The 16,462-nt window shown below is 70.4% G+C and carries 16 protein-coding genes; 14 read left to right on the top strand and 2 right to left on the bottom strand.

The window, feature by feature from the left end; all coding sequences use genetic code 11:
- Window positions 1-25 precede the first annotated feature (25 nt).
- Window positions 26-1,339, top strand: a complete 1,314-nt coding sequence (locus AC1MGR_RS03100; RefSeq protein ID WP_480233615.1) for an MFS transporter — start codon at window positions 26-28, stop codon at window positions 1,337-1,339.
- Here the strand turns inward: AC1MGR_RS03100 and AC1MGR_RS03095 are convergent.
- Window positions 1,320-1,703, bottom strand: coding sequence for a hypothetical protein (locus AC1MGR_RS03095; RefSeq protein WP_480233614.1), 384 nt, complete (start codon window positions 1,701-1,703; stop codon window positions 1,320-1,322). The two genes, AC1MGR_RS03100 and AC1MGR_RS03095, sit on opposite strands and share 20 nt — an antisense overlap.
- A 171-nt stretch (window positions 1,704-1,874) precedes the next feature.
- Entirely contained in the window at window positions 1,875-5,018 is a 3,144-nt protein-coding gene (locus tag AC1MGR_RS03090) for a polysaccharide deacetylase family protein (protein ID WP_480233613.1), read from the bottom strand.
- A 421-nt stretch (window positions 5,019-5,439) separates the two neighbouring features.
- On the opposite strand from AC1MGR_RS03090, the gene AC1MGR_RS03085 reads away from it, so the two are divergent.
- The 13 genes from AC1MGR_RS03085 (at window position 5,440) to AC1MGR_RS03025 (ending at window position 16,441) form a co-directional block, all read left to right on the top strand.
- The gene (locus tag AC1MGR_RS03085; protein ID WP_480233612.1) at window positions 5,440-5,652 is read left to right on the top strand and encodes a hypothetical protein; all 213 of its coding nucleotides are present in this window, start codon (window positions 5,440-5,442) and stop codon (window positions 5,650-5,652) included.
- Between the two features lie 12 nt (window positions 5,653-5,664).
- Window positions 5,665-5,850, top strand: a complete 186-nt coding sequence (locus AC1MGR_RS03080; RefSeq protein ID WP_108036816.1) for a hypothetical protein — start codon at window positions 5,665-5,667, stop codon at window positions 5,848-5,850.
- A 292-nt stretch (window positions 5,851-6,142) separates the two neighbouring features.
- On the top strand, window positions 6,143-6,406 hold the full coding sequence (locus tag AC1MGR_RS03075) for a hypothetical protein (protein WP_480233611.1): 264 nt from the start codon (window positions 6,143-6,145) through the stop codon (window positions 6,404-6,406).
- Between the two features lie 98 nt (window positions 6,407-6,504).
- Window positions 6,505-7,320 carry a transglutaminase-like domain-containing protein gene (locus AC1MGR_RS03070; protein ID WP_480233610.1) on the top strand — a complete coding sequence of 272 codons (816 nt, stop codon included), beginning with the start codon at window positions 6,505-6,507 and terminating at the stop codon, window positions 7,318-7,320.
- A 44-nt stretch (window positions 7,321-7,364) separates the two neighbouring features.
- A complete protein-coding gene (locus AC1MGR_RS03065; RefSeq protein ID WP_480233609.1) occupies window positions 7,365-7,715 on the top strand; it encodes a hypothetical protein in 351 nt (116 codons plus the stop codon).
- 252 nt (window positions 7,716-7,967) lie between these two features.
- On the top strand, window positions 7,968-9,185 hold the full coding sequence (locus AC1MGR_RS03060) for an ABC transporter substrate-binding protein (protein WP_480233608.1): 1,218 nt from the start codon (window positions 7,968-7,970) through the stop codon (window positions 9,183-9,185).
- A 154-nt stretch (window positions 9,186-9,339) separates the two neighbouring features.
- On the top strand, window positions 9,340-10,194 hold the full coding sequence (locus tag AC1MGR_RS03055; protein WP_108036822.1) for a branched-chain amino acid ABC transporter permease: 855 nt from the start codon (window positions 9,340-9,342) through the stop codon (window positions 10,192-10,194).
- Window positions 10,195-10,207: 13 nt separating this feature from the next.
- Entirely contained in the window at window positions 10,208-11,320 is a 1,113-nt protein-coding gene (locus AC1MGR_RS03050) for a branched-chain amino acid ABC transporter permease (protein ID WP_480233607.1), read from the top strand.
- Window positions 11,317-12,105 carry an ABC transporter ATP-binding protein gene (locus AC1MGR_RS03045; protein ID WP_108036827.1) on the top strand — a complete coding sequence of 263 codons (789 nt, stop codon included), beginning with the start codon at window positions 11,317-11,319 and terminating at the stop codon, window positions 12,103-12,105. The genes AC1MGR_RS03050 and AC1MGR_RS03045 overlap by 4 nt, the downstream gene beginning before the upstream one ends.
- Window positions 12,102-12,815: an ABC transporter ATP-binding protein gene (locus AC1MGR_RS03040; RefSeq protein ID WP_480233606.1), complete on the top strand. Its 714-nt coding sequence runs from the start codon at window positions 12,102-12,104 to the stop codon at window positions 12,813-12,815. Before AC1MGR_RS03045 ends, AC1MGR_RS03040 begins: the two co-directional genes overlap by 4 nt.
- Before the next feature lie 23 nt (window positions 12,816-12,838).
- Entirely contained in the window at window positions 12,839-14,086 is a 1,248-nt protein-coding gene (locus tag AC1MGR_RS03035; RefSeq protein ID WP_480233605.1) for a M20 family metallo-hydrolase, read from the top strand.
- Window positions 14,087-14,114: 28 nt separating this feature from the next.
- On the top strand, window positions 14,115-15,602 hold the full coding sequence (locus AC1MGR_RS03030; RefSeq protein WP_480233604.1) for a M81 family metallopeptidase: 1,488 nt from the start codon (window positions 14,115-14,117) through the stop codon (window positions 15,600-15,602).
- 47 nt (window positions 15,603-15,649) lie between these two features.
- Window positions 15,650-16,441 (top strand): FadR/GntR family transcriptional regulator, encoded by a 792-nt coding sequence (locus tag AC1MGR_RS03025; protein WP_480233603.1) that lies wholly within the window; start codon window positions 15,650-15,652, stop codon window positions 16,439-16,441.
- The last annotated feature ends 21 nt before the right edge of the window (window positions 16,442-16,462 follow it).

Below are 16,462 nucleotides of genomic sequence, written 5' to 3'. Positions count from 1 at the left end.
CGCCCCCTCGCGCGTCGCGGACCGAATGAGCGAAGCGTCCGGAAGGCATCCGCTCCCGGCATCGGCACGCACGGTCCTGGGGTTCGGCCCCCTGGCCCTGCTCGTGCTCGCGCAGCTCTCGGCGGCCAGCGACCGCTTCCTGATCACCCTCGTGACGACCCCGGTGAAGCAGGACCTCGTCCTCAGCGACGCCCAGCTCGGCCTGCTCCACGGCTCGGCCTTCGTCATCCTGTACGCGCTGACCATGCCGCTCTTCGGCAGCCTGGCGGATCGGGGGCACCAGCGCACGATCCTGCTCGCCAGCATCGGCCTCTGGACCCTGGCGACCCTCGGATTCGGTCTCGCCGGCGCCTTCGCGGTGCTGTTCCTCAGTCGGTTCGTCCTGGGACTGGGACAGGCCGGCCTCGCGCCGGCCTCGCTGTCGCTCATCGCCCACGGCTCGGGGCCGGGCCGCATGGCCCGGAACGTGTCGCTGTTCACGGCGGGGGGGAGCCTCGGGCAGAGCTTCGCCCTGCTGGCCGGCGGTGCGATCCTGGCCTGGCTGGTCCAGCGGGGTGGCCTGGCCTTTCCCGGCCTCGGCCCGCTGCCGCCCTGGCGCGCCCTGTTCCTCCTTGCCTGCCTGCCCAACCTCGCGCTGATGCTCGGCGCAGTCGCCGTCCGACTGCCGCGGGCCCCGCCCGCCGCCAGGGCGGGGCTGAAACCCGCCTGGTCGTGGATCCTCCGGCGCCGGCGGATCTACCTGCCCCACTGCGCCGCCGCGGCCTGCGCCGTGCTGATGGGCCGGAGCCTGGCCGCTTGGGGGCCGACCCTCTACGTGCGAAACCACGGGATGAGTCCCGCGGAGAGCGGCATCGTCCTGGGCGGTCTGCTCCTGATCGGCGGCCCGCTCGGCCATCTGACGGCGGGCCTGCTGCTGGACCGCGTGGCGCGGGCGCGCCGGCGTGCGGCCGCCTCGCGCCTGCTCGGTCTCGGCCTGATCGCGGCCCTGCCGCCCGCGATCGTGATGGCGGTGGCCTCCGACCGGACGCTCTCGCTCGCCGCCTTCACCCTCCTGACGGCCGTGATCGGGTTCACCGCACCGCCCGCCGTGACGGGGGTGCAGCTCCTCACGCCCGTTAGCCTGCGCGGGCGGGTCAGCGCCCTCTTCATCGCCGCCGTGACCCTGGCGGCCTCGGGCGCCGGGCCGCCCCTCCTGGGGCTCCTGGCCGACACCGTCTTCGGGGCCGAGCATCTCGGACGGGCCCTGATGCTGCTGTACGGCCTCGTGGGCGTCCCCGGGATCCTGCTGGCCTTCCGCGCGGCGCGGATGGGCCGCCCGCTCAGCGGCGCAGGGCGCTGAACCAGGACGAGACCGGATCGAGGACGTCGCTGGCGACGGAGGCGGCCCAGGCGCGCGCCCGCTCGGTCAGAGCCGGGCGTCGGGCCGGCTCGCCGGCGCGGGCCTCGCGCGACCGGGCATCGACCTCGGTCATCGCCGCGGCCACGAAGGCATCTTCCTGGGCTTGACAGGCATCGAGGGCGTTGCGCTGGGAGCCGGCGCGGCTCTGCGTCCGCGGCTGCTGCGCGAACGCGTCCCGCACGCAGGCGTGCCAGGCCCGCTCCAGAGCGGCGAGCCCGGCCTCGGGCCGGCCCGTCCCCTGGGCCGTCGCCGCCTGCGGCGCGAGGCTGATCAGCAGGAGGGCGGAGCGGACGGTCGGCGACATGGGCCGAGTATGGCCGCCCGGTCCGCCGCAGCCTAGAACAAAAGCGCAACACCGACGGGCGCAACGCCAGGACGGCCGCGAACGGTCGTCCGCCGGATCGCGCCCGGCCCGGCACCGAAGGCCGGGCTGCCCGCGCCGGGCGCGCCGGAGCGGTCCCAGCCGACCGCGCGATCAAACGATGATCGCGAAGTCCTGATACTGGAGCAGCGGGTTGTTGGAGAAGGTCGCCACCTGGATGGCGGCGGCCCCTCCGATGCCGTCCGCGTCCCAGCTCAGCGTGTGCGACCCCGAATTGAAGACGAACTCCGCGTGCGCCTTCGTGGCGAGACCGGTGGTGGTCGTCTCGAACCAGTCGGCCGCGAGCGTGCCGACCGGAAGCCCGTAATCGGAGGCGTGCACCTGGAGCTTGTCGCCCTGCGCCCGCGAGAAATCGCGCACGAGGTCGATGCCCTGGCCGGCCTTGTTGAAGATGAAGGCGTCGGCGCCGAGGCCGCCCGTCAGGATATCGTTGCCGGCCTTGCCCTCCAGGATATCGGCGCCGTCGCCGCCGGAGAGCGTGTTCGCCGCGCTGTTCCCGGTCAGGACGTTCGCCAGGGCATTGCCCGTTCCGTTGATGGCATTCGTCCCCGTCAGGACGAGCTTCTCGACATTCGCCGCCAGCGTGTAGGTCACCGAGCTTTGAACGGTGTCGATCCCGCCATTCACGGCCTCGATGACCCGGTCGCCGATGTTGTCGACGATGTAGGTGTCGTTGCCATTGAGGCCCTGCAGCGTGTCCGCTCCGGCCCCGCCATTGATCGTATCCGCGCCGTCCGTTCCGAAGATCCAATCGCTCGCGGTCGTCCCGACCGGCGCCGATGCGAGGACGACGGAGACGGTGTGCTGGCCCAGTCCGTTCAGGGTCAGGTCCAGGTTGGCGCCGGACAGGCTCGCGGCATCCGCTCCGGTGATCTGCACCATCTGCCCGGCATGGGACTTCAGCTGGATGATGTCGTGGCCCTCACCGACGACCGAGTAGCTGAGGTTGCTGCCGTCACCGGTCACGCTGAGGAGGTCGGACCGGTCCGCGAGGGTCGTCAGGTGGGTGACGTCGTCCGGGGTGCCGTCGAGGGCGATCTTGAAGGTCCCGCCCGCCTTCGGCACGAAGACGCTATTGCTATCGTAGGCGTACCAGCCGGCGACGCTCTTGATCGTATGGCCGGTGCCGACGTCGAGGGCGAACTTGCCGAGATCTCCGGCCGCGGTGGTCGCCGACGCGGTCAGGACATTCGACGCCGCATCGAAGCTGTAGCTGACGTCGGACTTCTCGAGGGTCGCCGTCCGTTGGGCGAGGTCGGCCAGGGTTACGAACTCCGAGCCCGCCTGGGCCGCCCGCGCGATGAAGTCCGTGAACATCTGCTGGGTGTAGCCGGCATCCGTCGTGTCGGTCAGCCAATCCGTCGGCCCGTAATCGTGCCAGGGCCAGACCACGACCGGCAGGTCGGAATGCGCCGTCAGCGTCGCCCATTCCTTGGCCCAGGCCGCCGAGGCCTGCGCGGCCGTGAGGTGCTGGTAGCCCACGAGGGTGAAGTCGAAGGAGGTATTGGGCGCGATGTAGACCGATTTCATATCGGTGGCCGTCGGGCTGAGATAGCCGATCGCCCCCGGATATCCGGCGCCGATCAGGGAGGCGCCGCCGGAGATGTAGGGATAGTACTGCGCGATCTGCCGCGCGGTCGCGAGATTTTCACCCGCCCCGGGAACGGCGGCACCGATGTTGGTCAATCCCAGCTGCTGCTCGATGATCGTGCGGGATTGCTGGAACTCGGTCTGGAATTGGGCCGCGGTGAGGACGTTGGTGTCCTCCGGATGGGTCAGGGAATGCGAGCCGATCTCGTTCCCCATGGCCAGCATCTGGTTGTAGTACTTCTTCGAGTAGGTCCAGTCCGTGGTCTCCCCTTCGGCCGGATTGTTGCCGACGTCGATGTAGTACGACCCGACGAAGTTGTAGGCCTGCTTCCATTGCGTCAGGATCGGCAGGAGCTTGTCGTAGATGCCCGTTCCGGAGGCCGGTCGGACATCCTCGGTGTACATGGCCTGATCCATGTCCACGCGGGCGGCGACGATCGCCTTGTTCCGGCTCATGTGGAGGCTGACGTCCGGTCCCGTCGTCGGCGCCATGGTCCAGTCCAGGGCGTGGCCCAGCATGTTGTTGTCGGCCAGCATGCCGTCCGTGGCGAAGTGAACGTTCTTGCCCCCGGTCTGCGTCGCCATCACGGCGATCTGGGACTGACCGTTGACGATCTGATTGGCGAGCGTCGTGCCGAGCCCGTCCGTACTGGTGAAGTAGGAGGTGCTGATGTTCGTGTACTGGTGGATCGACTCGCCGGCCGTGTACCCGGCCATGACCGGATTGGTCGTGGCCGCCGCCTTGACCTCGACATTCGCGCCGTTGACCCCGTCGACGCGGCTGACATCCAGGAGCGCCTTCATGCGCGCGTAGGAATCGCCGGCAAGTGCAACGTTCTTCTCGTCGTTCGTCATGAAGTCGCCGGCGGTGATGATGCCGACGTGGTAGTTCTTCTCCAGGCTCGTCAGGGTGTCGGTGATCGCCGCGACCTTCGCGGCGGCGACGTTGCGGAACGAGGGAAAGATCAGCGTGTCGTAGTTCGACAGCTTCGCCAGATCGGTGAGATCCGATTCCGACAGGAGGTCGTAGGGGACGCCCGCGGCCGCGGCTTGGTTCTGCGCCGCCATGAACAGCTGCGAATACGCCATCGGGCTGAAGTAGTTCGCGGCCGTCGATTCCGAGTAGACGATGCCGACCTTGTGGCCCGTATAGGTCCGGGCCGGAAGGGTGCTCGCATCCGAGAGGGTGTAGGGGCCGGCACCGTAATCGCCCGGCAGGAAGACGGTGTTGTTCACGTCGGCCAGGACGTTAAGACTCTTCGGCGTCCCGATCTGCGCTGCCGAGACGCTGACCTCCAGGACCGTGTGGTCGGCATTGTAGGCGAAGGTCAGCGGCGTGGGCGACACGAGCGTCTGTCCGTCGCCCCCGCGATAGAGGTACGGCTTGCCGTCGGCAGCGATGTTGATGTTGTAGTCGTAGCCTCCGTACAGGCCCCAGATGCTGTAGCCGGTGGTGGCGTCCTTGTCCGTGTTCAGCCAGAGCGTCGTATAGGCTCCGATCGACGTCCCCGTCGGCGCCTGCAGGGCGAAGGTGAGGACACCACCCGACAGGTCGCCATACAGACTGTATCCGGCGGTTGTCGTGCCTGCGGGATTGAGCCGAGCCGACGATGTCCAGTCGTTCAGGTTGCCATCAACCGTAGGCATGACAAAAAGTCCTCTCGCAAGAGTAGAAGGTCGGCCCGGCGCCGCAAGGGCAAATCCCTCAGGCTTTTCTCTCCGAGCGATGCGGATCAATGATGGGAATACGTCATCCCGCAGTCATCACGACAGCAATCACAACTGTCAGATTTCGAACGAATACCTGATACTGCGAATCATACCCGGTTGATCGGCCAAAGTAATTCCGCCAAGGGGATTACCTCCGGGGGGCCAGTGCGGATACCTGACAATGGTTAGTCCCGGGTGGTCCCGGGCCCGCGTCGAGTCCGACGATGACGCCGGAGGGGCGTTCGCCGGCGGCATGGAAACCGGGGCGGCGCGCGAAAGCCTCGAACGTGCCCCGGAGCCTCTGGCGTCGGCGCGCGTTGAGGTAAAGATCCCGTCACATCAGCGAGCCCCGATGCCCATGAACCGATTGGCCGAGACCGAGGCGGTTCTCACCCGCACGGATCAGGTGTGGCGTTCCGAGATGACCCGTCTCTACGGGTCGGAGGGCGTCCTCCGCTTCGGCTACCGTCCGGAGGCGCAAGGCGCCGCCGATACGCCGATGCGGCGGGCCTACGAGGCGCGCCGGCACGCCATCGCGCTGTGGCGGCACGAGCGCCGGGTGGAAGCCTAGCCCGCCGGGCCGATGGCGCTGATCCTCGGCCTCTGGGCGGCCTATTGGGCCGCCCTGTTCGCCCAGGTCGCCCATCTGCGATCCCTGGAGGACGGGGCGGGCGCCCTCGCGTTCTCCTGGATCTCCAGGACCTTGCTGGCCATCGGCACCGGACTCTTCCTCGTGGCCAAGACCGGTTTTCTGACCAAGACCGGATAGGTCCCCGGTTTGACCGGCGCGACAGGCCGTTTGCGGACCGCGCAGCCCGGCGCTCGGAGATCCACCAGTCTCCCGATACAGACCAGCGGGATGATCAGACGTTCCACGGACCGAAACACGCTCACGGCCCGGGCTCGACAAGTACAACACCGGAGCGACGACACTGTGCTGCGGGAAATCGCGATTTTCGAACCGCTCCGGCCCGATCTCTGCTAAGACCTGTTACTCGGCTCATGTGATAGGCACCCGTGCGGGTTCCTGCGGTGACCTCGTCCATCGAGAAAGACACCGCATGCCCTACGAGAAGCCGATGATGGAGTTCTCGGACCTGACCGGACAGGCGACCCAGGACGGCATCACGGTCACGGTGAACGTCTACCGCTTCGCCGGCTCGCAGGATCCCTGGATCCTGGAGGTCATCGATCCGGCGGGCTGGTCGACCCTGTGGGACACCACCTTCCCCTGCGACGAGGATGCCCTCGATGCCTTCACCGAGGCCGTCGAGGCCGGCGGCGGCATGCGCGCGTTCCTCGAGCCGCCGCCAACCCTGCACTGAGGCGCCCCCGCCGGCGGCCACCCGCCCGGCCATCGACCCCGCCCCCTCGCGGCACGGCGGCCCTATCCCGCGCGCGACGACACCTCCGGAGAGACCCCATGCGCATCCTCGTCGGCTGCGAGATGACCTACAGCTTCCCCCAGCCCACCCCGGTCATCGCAACCCTCAACGTCCATGCGTCGCGGGTCTCGGACCTGGAGCGCCCGGACCACCTCGTGACGCAGCCCGCGGTGCCGCTGGAGGGCTATCGCGACAGCTTCGGCAACTGGTGCCAGCGGATGACGGCTCCGGCCGGCACGTTCACGCTGAAGACCGAGACGATCGTGCGCGACGCGGGCCGCGGAGACCATCCGCACCCGACGGCGACGGAGACGCCGATCGCGAAGCTCCCGACCGACAGCCTGCTGTTCCTCCTGGGCAGCCGCTACTGCGAGACCGACCGCCTCTCGCAGATCGCCTGGGACCTGTTCGGCCATCTGCCGCCCGGCTGGAGCCGCGTCCAGGCGATCTGCGACTACGTGCACGACCGGATCACCTTCGGCTACGAGCATGCCCGCGCCACCCGGACCGCCTTCGAGGTGTTTGAGGAGCAGCGCGGCGTCTGTCGCGACTACGCGCACCTCGCCATCGCGTTCTGCCGCTGCCTCAACATCCCGACGCGCTACTGCAACGGCTACGTCAGCGACATCGGCCTGCCGCTCCCGCACGCGCCGGGCGACTTCGCGGCCTGGATGGAGGTCTTCCTCGATGGCCGCTGGCACACCTTCGATCCGCGCAACAACGCGTCGCGGATCGGCCGCATCCTGATCGCCTACGGCCGGGATGCCGCCGACGTGCCGCTCACGCTGACCTTCGGGCCCAACACCCTGACCCGCTTCGTGGTGACGACCGAGGAAGCCCCGGCCGTCGCCTGACCGGCGCCGCGAAGCGCCCCCACCCCCACCGAAAGCCGAACCTCATGACCACCACCACCATGCTCGCCGAGAACGTCTCCATCGCGGATCTCGCCGGCCGGAACGCCGACCGCCTCGAGTACCTGCGGGGCGTGTACCGCAACATGGTCCCCGATCAGGCGCGCAACCCGACCCTGCGGGTTCGGATCAGCCGCCTCGGCGTGGGGGTTCAGCCGGCCTACCGGATCGAGCGCGACGATACCGACGGCCAGACCGTCGTGATGGGGTTCTACCAGGGCGACAAGCACAAGCCCCTCCCCAAGCGGCTGCACGATTGCGACGGACCGAGCTGGAGCAGCGAGACCATGAGCTACGTCGAGCTGCGCGCCCTGCACAACGGCGCGATCGGGGTCTGATCCGAGGGCACCGCGCGGGCCGGATCGGCGTGGCCACGATCGAATCGGGCTTCGCCCTCCGCCAAGCCGGGCTCACCGAGGCCCGGCGATCCTGCAGCGATAACAGGCATCGGCTGCCTGAAATCGCGGCTTACGACCAGCATTTGCGCAAGTGCAGTGCAACATCGACGACCGCTTGACGGATCGAACAGGCGCATATTCTATGCGTATAGTTTGGATAGTTCGTCCGGCGCGAGAGCGAGGAGCGGTGCCATGCGTGATCGTCGTGCGTTTCTGAAGACCTCGCTGACGGCGGCCGCCCTCGGCACCTCCGGCCTCCCGCTGTCCGGGTTCCTGCGCGGCGCCCGTGCCGCGGACGGGCCCCTGGTCATCGGCGCGCCGTTGCCGATCTCCGGCGCCTTCGCGGCCAACGGCAAGTACGCCTCGCTCGGCGCCGCCTTCGCGGCGCAGGAGGCCGGCAAGGTCCTCGGCCGCACCGTCACGGTCACGGACATCGACACCGAGGGCAAGCCGGCGCCGGCCGCCCGCAAGGTGCAGGAGGCGATGGCGCAGGGCACGCGGCTCTTCGCAGGCGGCATCCTCTCCTCCGAGGCCCTGGTGATGGGCAAGGAGGCGGCGAAATCCGACGGCGTCTTCATCACCACGGCCGGCGCCGACGAGATCACCGGCTCGGACTGCAACCGCGGCACCTTCCGCTGGACGGTGCCGACCTTCGGCGCCATCGCGCAGACGGTGCGGCCCCTCATCGCGCAGATGCCCAACGCCAAGCGCTGGTACACCATCACCCCGCAATACGTGTTCGGCGAGGGCCTCCTCAGCGCCGCCAAGGCGGTCTTCCAGGAGAAGGGCATCGAGCATGTCGGCAACAGCTACCACTCGCTGGCCGAGAAGGAGTTCAGCGGCTACCTGACCAACGCGATCGCGGCCAAGCCCGACGTGCTGCTGCTTCTCAACTTCGGCTCGCAATCCTCGGATGCCCTGCGCCAGGCGGTGAGCTTCGGCCTCAAGAAGCGCATGACCATCGTGCTGGCCTGGGCCTCGGGCCTGGAGCAATTCGAGGCCCTGGGCGCCGACCTCTGCGAGGGCGTCTATTTCGGCGCGCAGTACTGGCACGGCATCGACTCGCCCCTGAACAAGGCCCTGGTGGCCAAGGTCCGCGAGACCGCCAAGATGACGCCGAACTACTCCTTCGCCGGCTCGTACCAGATCACCAAGCTGCTCCTCGACGCCGCGGCCAAGGCCGGGAGCGCCGACGGCCCCGCCGTGATCAAGGCGCTGGAAGGGATGCGCTATTCCGGCCTGACCGGCGAGGAGGAGATCCGCGCCGCCGACCATCAGGTCATCAAGGATTACTACCTGCTCAAGGGCAAGGCGAAGTCCGCCATGAAGGACAAGGACGACTTCGCCGACGTCATCCAGTCCGGCAAGTCGTTCCTCTCGCCCGAGGCCGCCGGCTGCAAGATGGCGTGAGGGCCCCCTCCCTCCCCCTTGTGGGGAGGGATCGAGGGTGGGGGTAGTTCCGCTGGCCTCCGAGCCCTGAGGGTCACCCAGCCACCCCCACCTCCAACTCCTCCCCACAAGGGGGAGGAGGGCCGCGTCGAGCCACACTCCGCCGGGAGACCCCGTGACCTACCTGTTCCAGATCCTGAACGGCCTCGGGCTCGGGATGCTCTACTTCCTCCTGGCGGTGGGCTTGAGCATCATCTTCGGGCTGCTGCAGTTCGTGAACTTCGCCCATGGGGCGTTCTACCTGCTCGGGGCCTATCTCGCCTACGAGGGCGTCGAGCGGGGCCTGAGCTTCTGGGTGGCGATGCCGCTGGCCGCCTTCGTCGTCGCCGGGCTGGCGGCCCTGACCGAGCGGCTGCTCCTGCGCCGGGTCTACAAGCTGCCCCACACCTTCCACATCCTCGTCACGGTCGGCCTCGCCCTGGTGGTGCAGGAGCTCGTCATCATCGTCTGGGGGCCCCTCGGCGGGAACGTCGCCCCGCCGGAGGCGCTGAGCGGCGTGATGATCCTCGGGGACTTCGTCTATCCGGAGTACCGGCTCTTCGTGATCGGCTTCACGGCGATCCTGGCCGCGGGCCTGTGGTGGCTCCTCGACCGGACGCGGCTCGGCGCCATCGTACGGGCCGGCTCGGAATCGCCGGCGAACATGGCCCTCCTCGGCTACGATACCCTGCGCATCAACACCGCCGTCTTCGCCCTCGGCGCCGGACTGGCGGGGCTGGCCGGGGCGCTCGCCGCCCCCATCCGCGGCGTCGAGCCCTTCATGGGCGTCGAGGCCCTGGGCATCGCCTTCGTGGTGGTGGTGATCGGCGGGATGGGCAGCTACGCCGGGGCGCTCGCCGCCGGCCTCCTCGTCGGCATCGCCCAGAGCCTGATGGCCACCCTGTGGCCCGAGGGGGCGCGCCTCGTCATCTATCTCGGCATGGCCGGCATCATCATGACGATGCCGCGCGGCCTGTTCGGCCGGGCCTGAGGAGGCGTTCGCGATGGTCCCTCTGCTCGACCGGCCCCTCGTCCAGTTCGGCTTGGCGCTCGCCGCCGTGCTGATCCTGCCCCTCGTCATGCGCTCCGGCACGCTGGCGAGCGAGATCCTGATCTACGGGCTGGCGGTCGCCGCCTGCAACCTGCTGCTGGGCTATACCGGCCTCCTCTCCTTCGGCCAGGGCATCTTCTTCGGCCTGGGCAGCTACGTCGCCGGGCTCGGCCTCGTCCGGGCCGGCCTGCCCGCCTCCGTCATGCTGTTGCTGTCCCTGGCCCTGGGGGCGCTGGTGGCGGCCGCCGTGGGCTGGGTCTCGATCAGGCGCCAGGGCGTCTACTTCGTGATGCTGACCCTGGCCTTCTCGCAGATGTTCTACTTCCTGGCCTACACCTTCAGCGGCATCACCGGCGGCGACAACGGCCTGCTCGACATTCCGCGCCCGCGCCTCGCCGGCACGGTCCTGTCCGATCCCTGGACCTACTACGCCTTCGTGGCCGTGCTCTTCCTCGGGCTCTTCGCCGCCCTGCAGCGGGTCGCGCTCTCGACCTTCGGGCGCACCCTGCTCGCCATCCGCGACAACGAGGGCCGGGCCGGGGCGATCGGCTATCCGGTGCGCGCCTTCAAGGTCGCGGCCTTCGCGATCTCCGGGGCGGTGACGGCCTTCGCGGGCGCGCTCCACGCCATGCTGATCGGCGTCGCGCCGCTCTCGAACATCGACTACCACACCAGCGAGACCCTGCTGATCATGACGATCATCGGCGGAGCCGCGAACCTGTTCGCCTCGCTCCTCGGGGCCGGCGCCTACCTGCTCGCCGCCGACGCCCTCTCGGCGATCTGGCCGCGCTGGCTCCTCCTGCTCGGGCTCCTCCTCATCGTCATCACGCTGTTCCTGCAGCGCGGCCTCTGGGGCCTGATCGAGCACGCCGTCGCCCTCGTGACACGGGCGCCGCCGCCAGAGGGAGGCCTCCCCCTCCCCCGTGTGGGGAGGGGCCAGGGGTGGGGGTGGCGCCGCCAGCCTCCGCCTGTCGAGGGTCACCCGACCACCCCTACCTCCAACTCCTCCCCACAAGGGGGAGGAGGGCAGCCTGGCGCCAGTTCCGCGCCGGAGGCCACCCGATGAGCACGCCGATCCTCGCCACCGACGCCCTGGGCGTCCGCTACGGCAGCTTCGTCGCGCTGCAGGACGTGACCCTGCGCATCGCCGAGAACAGCGTCCACTCGATCATCGGGCCGAACGGCGCCGGCAAGACGACCCTGTTCCACGCCCTGACCGGCCGGATCGCACCCTCGGCCGGGCGCATCACCCTGGCCGGCCGGGACATCACCCGCACCGCCGACCACGAGCGGGTGCGCCTCGGCCTCGCCCGCTCGTTCCAGGTCACCAGCCTCTTCCCGACGCTCAGCGTCCGCGAAAACCTGCGACTGGCCGCGCAGGGCAAGACGCCCTGGCAGGCCCTCGCTCCCTGGCGCCGGGCCGAGGCCAACCGGCCGGCCCTGGCCATGGCGGAGACGATGCTGGAGCGCCTCGACCTCACCCGGGTGGCCCTGCGCGCCGCCGGCGCGCTCTCGCACGGCCAGCAGCGGCGCCTCGAGGTCGGGATGGCGATGGCGGCGGCGCCGAAGGTCATCCTCCTCGACGAGCCGACCTCCGGCATGGGCATCGACGACATCGCCGCCATGACGGCGCTGATCCGCGACCTCGGCCGCGATCACACCGTCCTGTTCATCGAGCACAACATGGGCATCGTCATGAACATCTCCGACACCGTGACGGTGATGCGCGCCGGCCGGGTGCTGGTGGAGGGGCCGCCGGCCCGGGTCCGCGACGACCCGGAGGTGCGGCGGGCCTATCTCGGCAACATGATCACGGGCGACCTCACGCCCGCCCGGGCGCACGTCTCGTGAGCGGCCCCGTCGCCCTCAGCCTGGACGGGGTCCAGGGCTTCTACGGCAAGAGCCACATCCTCCAGGGCGTCAGCCTGGAGGTGCGCGACGGCGAGATCGTCTGCCTCCTCGGGCGCAACGGGGCCGGCAAGACCTCGACCCTCAAGGCGATCAGCGGCCTCCTGCCCCCGCGCGGCGGCCGGGTGCGTTTCCAGGGCACCGACGTGGCGGGCTGGCCCGCCCACCGCATCGCCCGGGCCGGCCTCACCCTGGTGCCGGAGGACCGGGGCATCTTCAGCCTGCTCAGCGTCGCGGAGAACCTGGCCATCGCCGTGCGCAAGGGCTCGCCCTGGAGCCTGCGGGACATCTACGCCATGTTCCCGCGCCTGGAGGAGCGCCGCCGCAACGGGGGCGCGCAGCTCTCGGGCGGCGAGCAGCAGATGCTGTCGATCGCCCGCGCCCTCCTCTCGGGGCCGAAACTCCTCATGCTCGACGAGCCGGTGGAGGGCCTCGCCCCCGTCATCGTCGAGGAGATCGTCGCCCAGATCCGGGCCATCCGCGCGGCCGGGGTCCCGATCCTGCTGGTGGAGCAGAACCTCGCGGTCTGCACGAGTCTCGCCGACCGCCACTACATCCTCGAACTCGGCCGCGTCGCCTACGCGGCCGGCAATGCCGACTTCGTCGCCGACGAGGCGGCGCGCGACCGCTTCCTCGGCGTGAAGGCGGCGTGAGCAGAAGGGAATCCGGGACACCGATGTCGAACCTCACGATCAACGCCGAGCGCCTCTGGGACACCCTGACGGAGACCGCCGCCATCGGCGCCACCCCCGACGGCGGCATCGCCCGCCTGACCCTGAGCGACGAGGACCGCCGGGTGCGCGATTGGCTGCGGAGCCAGGTGGAGGCCCTGGGCTGCACCCTCACGGTGGATGCGGTGGGCAACATGTTCGCCCTGCGCCCCGGCCGGAACCCGGACCTGAAGCCGATCGCGCTGGGGAGCCACCTCGACACCCAGCCCACAGGCGGCAAGTTCGACGGGGTGCTGGGCGTGCTGGCGGGGCTCGAGGTGCTGCGCACCCTCGACGGGGCGGGCTTCGTCACCGAGGCGCCGCTGCTGCTGGTGAACTGGACCAACGAGGAGGGCGCGCGCTTCGCCCCCGCCATGCTGGGCTCCGGCGTCTATGCGGGCATCTACGCGGGCGACTGGGCGGAGGCCCGTCAGGACAGCGCCGGCACCCGCTTCGGCGCGGCCCTCGACGCCATCGGCTATCGCGGCGCGGCGCCGGCGGGCTCGGTGCCGTTCGGGGCGATGTTCGAGCTGCACATCGAGCAGGGGCCGATCCTGGAGGCGGAGGGCGCCACCATCGGCGTGGTGCAGGGCGTGCAGGGCATGCGCTGGTACGAGGTCACCCTCGAGGGCCGGTCCGCCCATACGGGCTCGACCCCGATGCCGATGCGGCGCAACGCGCTCCTCGGCGCCGCCCGCCTGGTGGAGGCGGTGGATGCCGCCGCCCAGGCGCACTCCCCCGACGCGGTCGGCACCGTCGGCCACCTCACGGTGACGCCGAATTCGAACAACGTCATCCCGGGCCACGTCTTCCTCACCGTGGACCTGCGCCACCCGCAGGACGCGGTGCTCGACGCGCTGGAGGCGGCCCTGGAGGCGGCCGTGGCGCGCGTCGCCGCCGAGCTCGGCCTCGAGACCCAGCTCAAGACCATTGCCCGGACGGCGCCCGTCGCCTTCGATCCCGACTGCATCGCCTCCGTCCGGCGGGCGGCCGAGAAGGGCGGCCACGCCACCCGCGACATGGTCTCGGGGGCCGGCCACGACGCCGCCCACGTCGCCGCCCTGGTACCCACCACCATGGTGTTCGTGCCGAGCGCCGGGGGCCTGAGCCACAACCCGGCCGAAGCCACCGCCCCGTCCGAATGCGCCGCCGGCGCACAGGTTCTGCTCGACGCGGTGCTCGACTACGACGCCCGCCACGCCCCCGCGGCCTGATCCCGATCCCCAGCAAGGCGCGAATCGCATGCGTATCGTCACCGCCCGGGTGAACCACGAGACCAACACCTTCTCGCCCCTGGCGACCCCGCTGGCGGCCTTCAATCCGCTCCGGGGCGAGGCCGCCCTGGCGGCGGGGCGCGACAGCACCACGGCGCTCGGGGCCTTCATCCGCTTCGCGGAGGCGCGCGGCGCCACCGTCGCGGTGCCGGTCTCGGCCCATGCCAACCCGAGCGGCCCGGTGGCGGACGCGGCCTTCGAGGCGCTCGCCACGGCGATCCTCGACGCGATCCGCCCCGGCTGCGACGCCATCCTCCTCGACCTGCACGGGGCGATGGTGACGGAGAGCCACGACGACGGCGAGGGCGAACTCCTGGCCCGTATCCGCGCCCTGGCGCCCGGCGTACCGCTCGGCGTCGCCCTCGACCTCCACGGCAACATCACCGCGCGCATGGTGGCGAACTGCGACGCGATCGCCGGCTTCAAGACCTATCCGCACGTGGACATGGCCGAGACGGGCGCCCTCGTCGCCGGCATCGTCGGGCGGATGCTCGACGAGGGCCTGGTGCCGCGCCGGGCCTGGGTCCATCCGCCGATGCTGGCCCACACCCTGCGCATGGACACCCGCGTGCCCGGCCCGATGCAGGCGGCGGTGGCCGCCGCCCGGGCGGCGGAGGCCCGCCCCGGGGTGCTCGCCGCCACGATCTTCGGCGGCTTCTCCCTGGCGGACCTCGCCGAGGCCGGCGTCTCCGTCACGGTCACGGCGGAGACGCAAGGGGCCGCGGATGCGGCGGCCCGCGACCTCGCGGCCGGGCTCTGGGACGCCCGGGACGACTTCGTCTACGACGAGGCGCCGCTGGCCGACTCCATCGCGGCGGCGAAAGCCGCGCTGGCCGGCCCGGGCGCGGGTCCGGTGCTCCTCCTCGACCACGGCGACAACTGCATGTCGGGCGGTACCTGCGACGTGATGGACGTCCTCGCCGCCGCCCTCGCGGCCGGGATGGACGGCATCCTGGCGGGCCCGATCTGCGACCCGGAGGCCGTGGCGGCCCTGCACGCGGCGGGCGTCGGCGCGCGGGTCGAATGCGCCCTCGGCAACCGGGTGCCCCTGCCGGGCTTCCCGCGCCAGGCCCCCCTCCCCCTCGCCGGCACGGTGGCGGCCCTGGGCGACGGGACATACGTCATCACCGGCCCGACCTATACCGGCCAACGCTGCCGCATGGGCCGGGCGGCGGTGCTCGACACGGGGCCGGCCCGCATTCTCGTCACGGAGGAGCCGCACGAGCCCTGGGACCTCGGCGTGTTCACGGGCTCGGGCCTCGATCCGGCGGCGGCCCGGGTGCTGATCCTGAAGTCGCGGATGTATTGCCGGCCGGTCTTCGAGCCCATCGCCCGGTCGGTGGTGGAATGTGCGAGCCGGGGCGTCACCAGCTCCGATTACGGGCTGTTCCCCTTCGCCAAGCTCGCCCGCCCGGTCTTCCCCCTCGACGCAGACGCGACCTGGACGCCCCGATGAGTGACGTCCCCCGATGAGCGAAGTCCCCCGATGAGTCAGGTTGCCCGATGAGCACGCCGGAGGCGGACGGCCCGCCCGCGCCGATGCGGCGGATCAAGCTGTCGGACCAGATCGCGGAGGATCTCTGCAACCGGATCGCCCGCGAGCGCCTGGCCCCCGGCGACCGCCTGCCGAACGAGCGCGCCCTGATGCAGCATTACGGCTGCGCCAAGGGCACGATCCGCGAGGCCCTGAAGGCCCTGGAGGTCCAGGGCCTGGTGACGATGCAGTCCGGCCCCAACGGTGGCCCGGAGATCCGCCCGATCTCGGTGGACGCCGCCGCCCAGCAGCTGCGCCGGTTCCTGCATTTCCAGGAGCTTGATTTCGCCCAGGTCTACGCCCTGCGCCGCAGCCTGGAGGTGACGCTCGGCGTCAGCGTGGTCGGCCGCCTCGGGGAGGCGGAGTTCCGCCGCCTGGAGGAGAACATGGGCGCCTGCGAGGCGGCCAATGCGGGCGACCAGCGCGGTCTCGGCCGGGTGGTCGAGGTCGATTTCCACGACATCCTGTGCGACGCCAGCGACAACCCGCTCCTCGCCTTCATGTGCCGGTTCCTCAACAGTCTGCTGCGCGACCTCGTGGAGTTCCGCAGCGACAGCCTCACCGAGCACGAGGCCTTCGGCGCCCACAACCTCGAAAGCCACCGCGCCCTGGTGGCTGCCTACCGCGCCGAGGATGCCGAGGCCGTCCGGCGCGAGATGCACGACCACATGTGCTGCGCCGAGCACTTCATGCAGCGCCTCGACGCCAAGTTCCGCAAGGACCTGCTGAGCCGCCGGGGCGCGAACGGCACGGGCGTGTGAGGGCCGGGCCCGGGACGCGCG

The organism is Methylobacterium sp. BI1, assembly GCF_056680125.1.
Note: the sequence above shows the minus strand (reverse complement) of the source record. Positions and strands in the feature narration are given on the sequence as shown.

Excerpts from the sequence above, each read along its gene's own strand:
- AC1MGR_RS03080 (WP_108036816.1), top strand. The coding sequence starts at position 5,665 with ATGGCGCTGATCCTCGGCCTCTGGGCGGCCTATTGGGCCGCCCTGTTC.
- AC1MGR_RS03045 (WP_108036827.1), top strand. The coding sequence starts at position 11,317 with ATGAGCACGCCGATCCTCGCCACCGACGCCCTGGGCGTCCGCTACGGC.
- AC1MGR_RS03100 (WP_480233615.1), top strand. The coding sequence starts at position 26 with ATGAGCGAAGCGTCCGGAAGGCATCCGCTCCCGGCATCGGCACGCACG.
- AC1MGR_RS03075 (WP_480233611.1), top strand. The coding sequence starts at position 6,143 with ATGCCCTACGAGAAGCCGATGATGGAGTTCTCGGACCTGACCGGACAG.
- AC1MGR_RS03025 (WP_480233603.1), top strand. The coding sequence starts at position 15,650 with ATGAGCACGCCGGAGGCGGACGGCCCGCCCGCGCCGATGCGGCGGATC.
- AC1MGR_RS03095 (WP_480233614.1), bottom strand. The coding sequence starts at position 1,703 with ATGTCGCCGACCGTCCGCTCCGCCCTCCTGCTGATCAGCCTCGCGCCG.
- AC1MGR_RS03050 (WP_480233607.1), top strand. The coding sequence starts at position 10,208 with ATGGTCCCTCTGCTCGACCGGCCCCTCGTCCAGTTCGGCTTGGCGCTC.
- AC1MGR_RS03060 (WP_480233608.1), top strand. The coding sequence starts at position 7,968 with ATGCGTGATCGTCGTGCGTTTCTGAAGACCTCGCTGACGGCGGCCGCC.
- AC1MGR_RS03065 (WP_480233609.1), top strand. The coding sequence starts at position 7,365 with ATGACCACCACCACCATGCTCGCCGAGAACGTCTCCATCGCGGATCTC.
- AC1MGR_RS03085 (WP_480233612.1), top strand. The coding sequence starts at position 5,440 with ATGAACCGATTGGCCGAGACCGAGGCGGTTCTCACCCGCACGGATCAG.
- AC1MGR_RS03035 (WP_480233605.1), top strand. The coding sequence starts at position 12,839 with ATGTCGAACCTCACGATCAACGCCGAGCGCCTCTGGGACACCCTGACG.
- AC1MGR_RS03030 (WP_480233604.1), top strand. The coding sequence starts at position 14,115 with ATGCGTATCGTCACCGCCCGGGTGAACCACGAGACCAACACCTTCTCG.
- AC1MGR_RS03090 (WP_480233613.1), bottom strand. The coding sequence starts at position 5,018 with ATGCCTACGGTTGATGGCAACCTGAACGACTGGACATCGTCGGCTCGG.
- AC1MGR_RS03070 (WP_480233610.1), top strand. The coding sequence starts at position 6,505 with ATGCGCATCCTCGTCGGCTGCGAGATGACCTACAGCTTCCCCCAGCCC.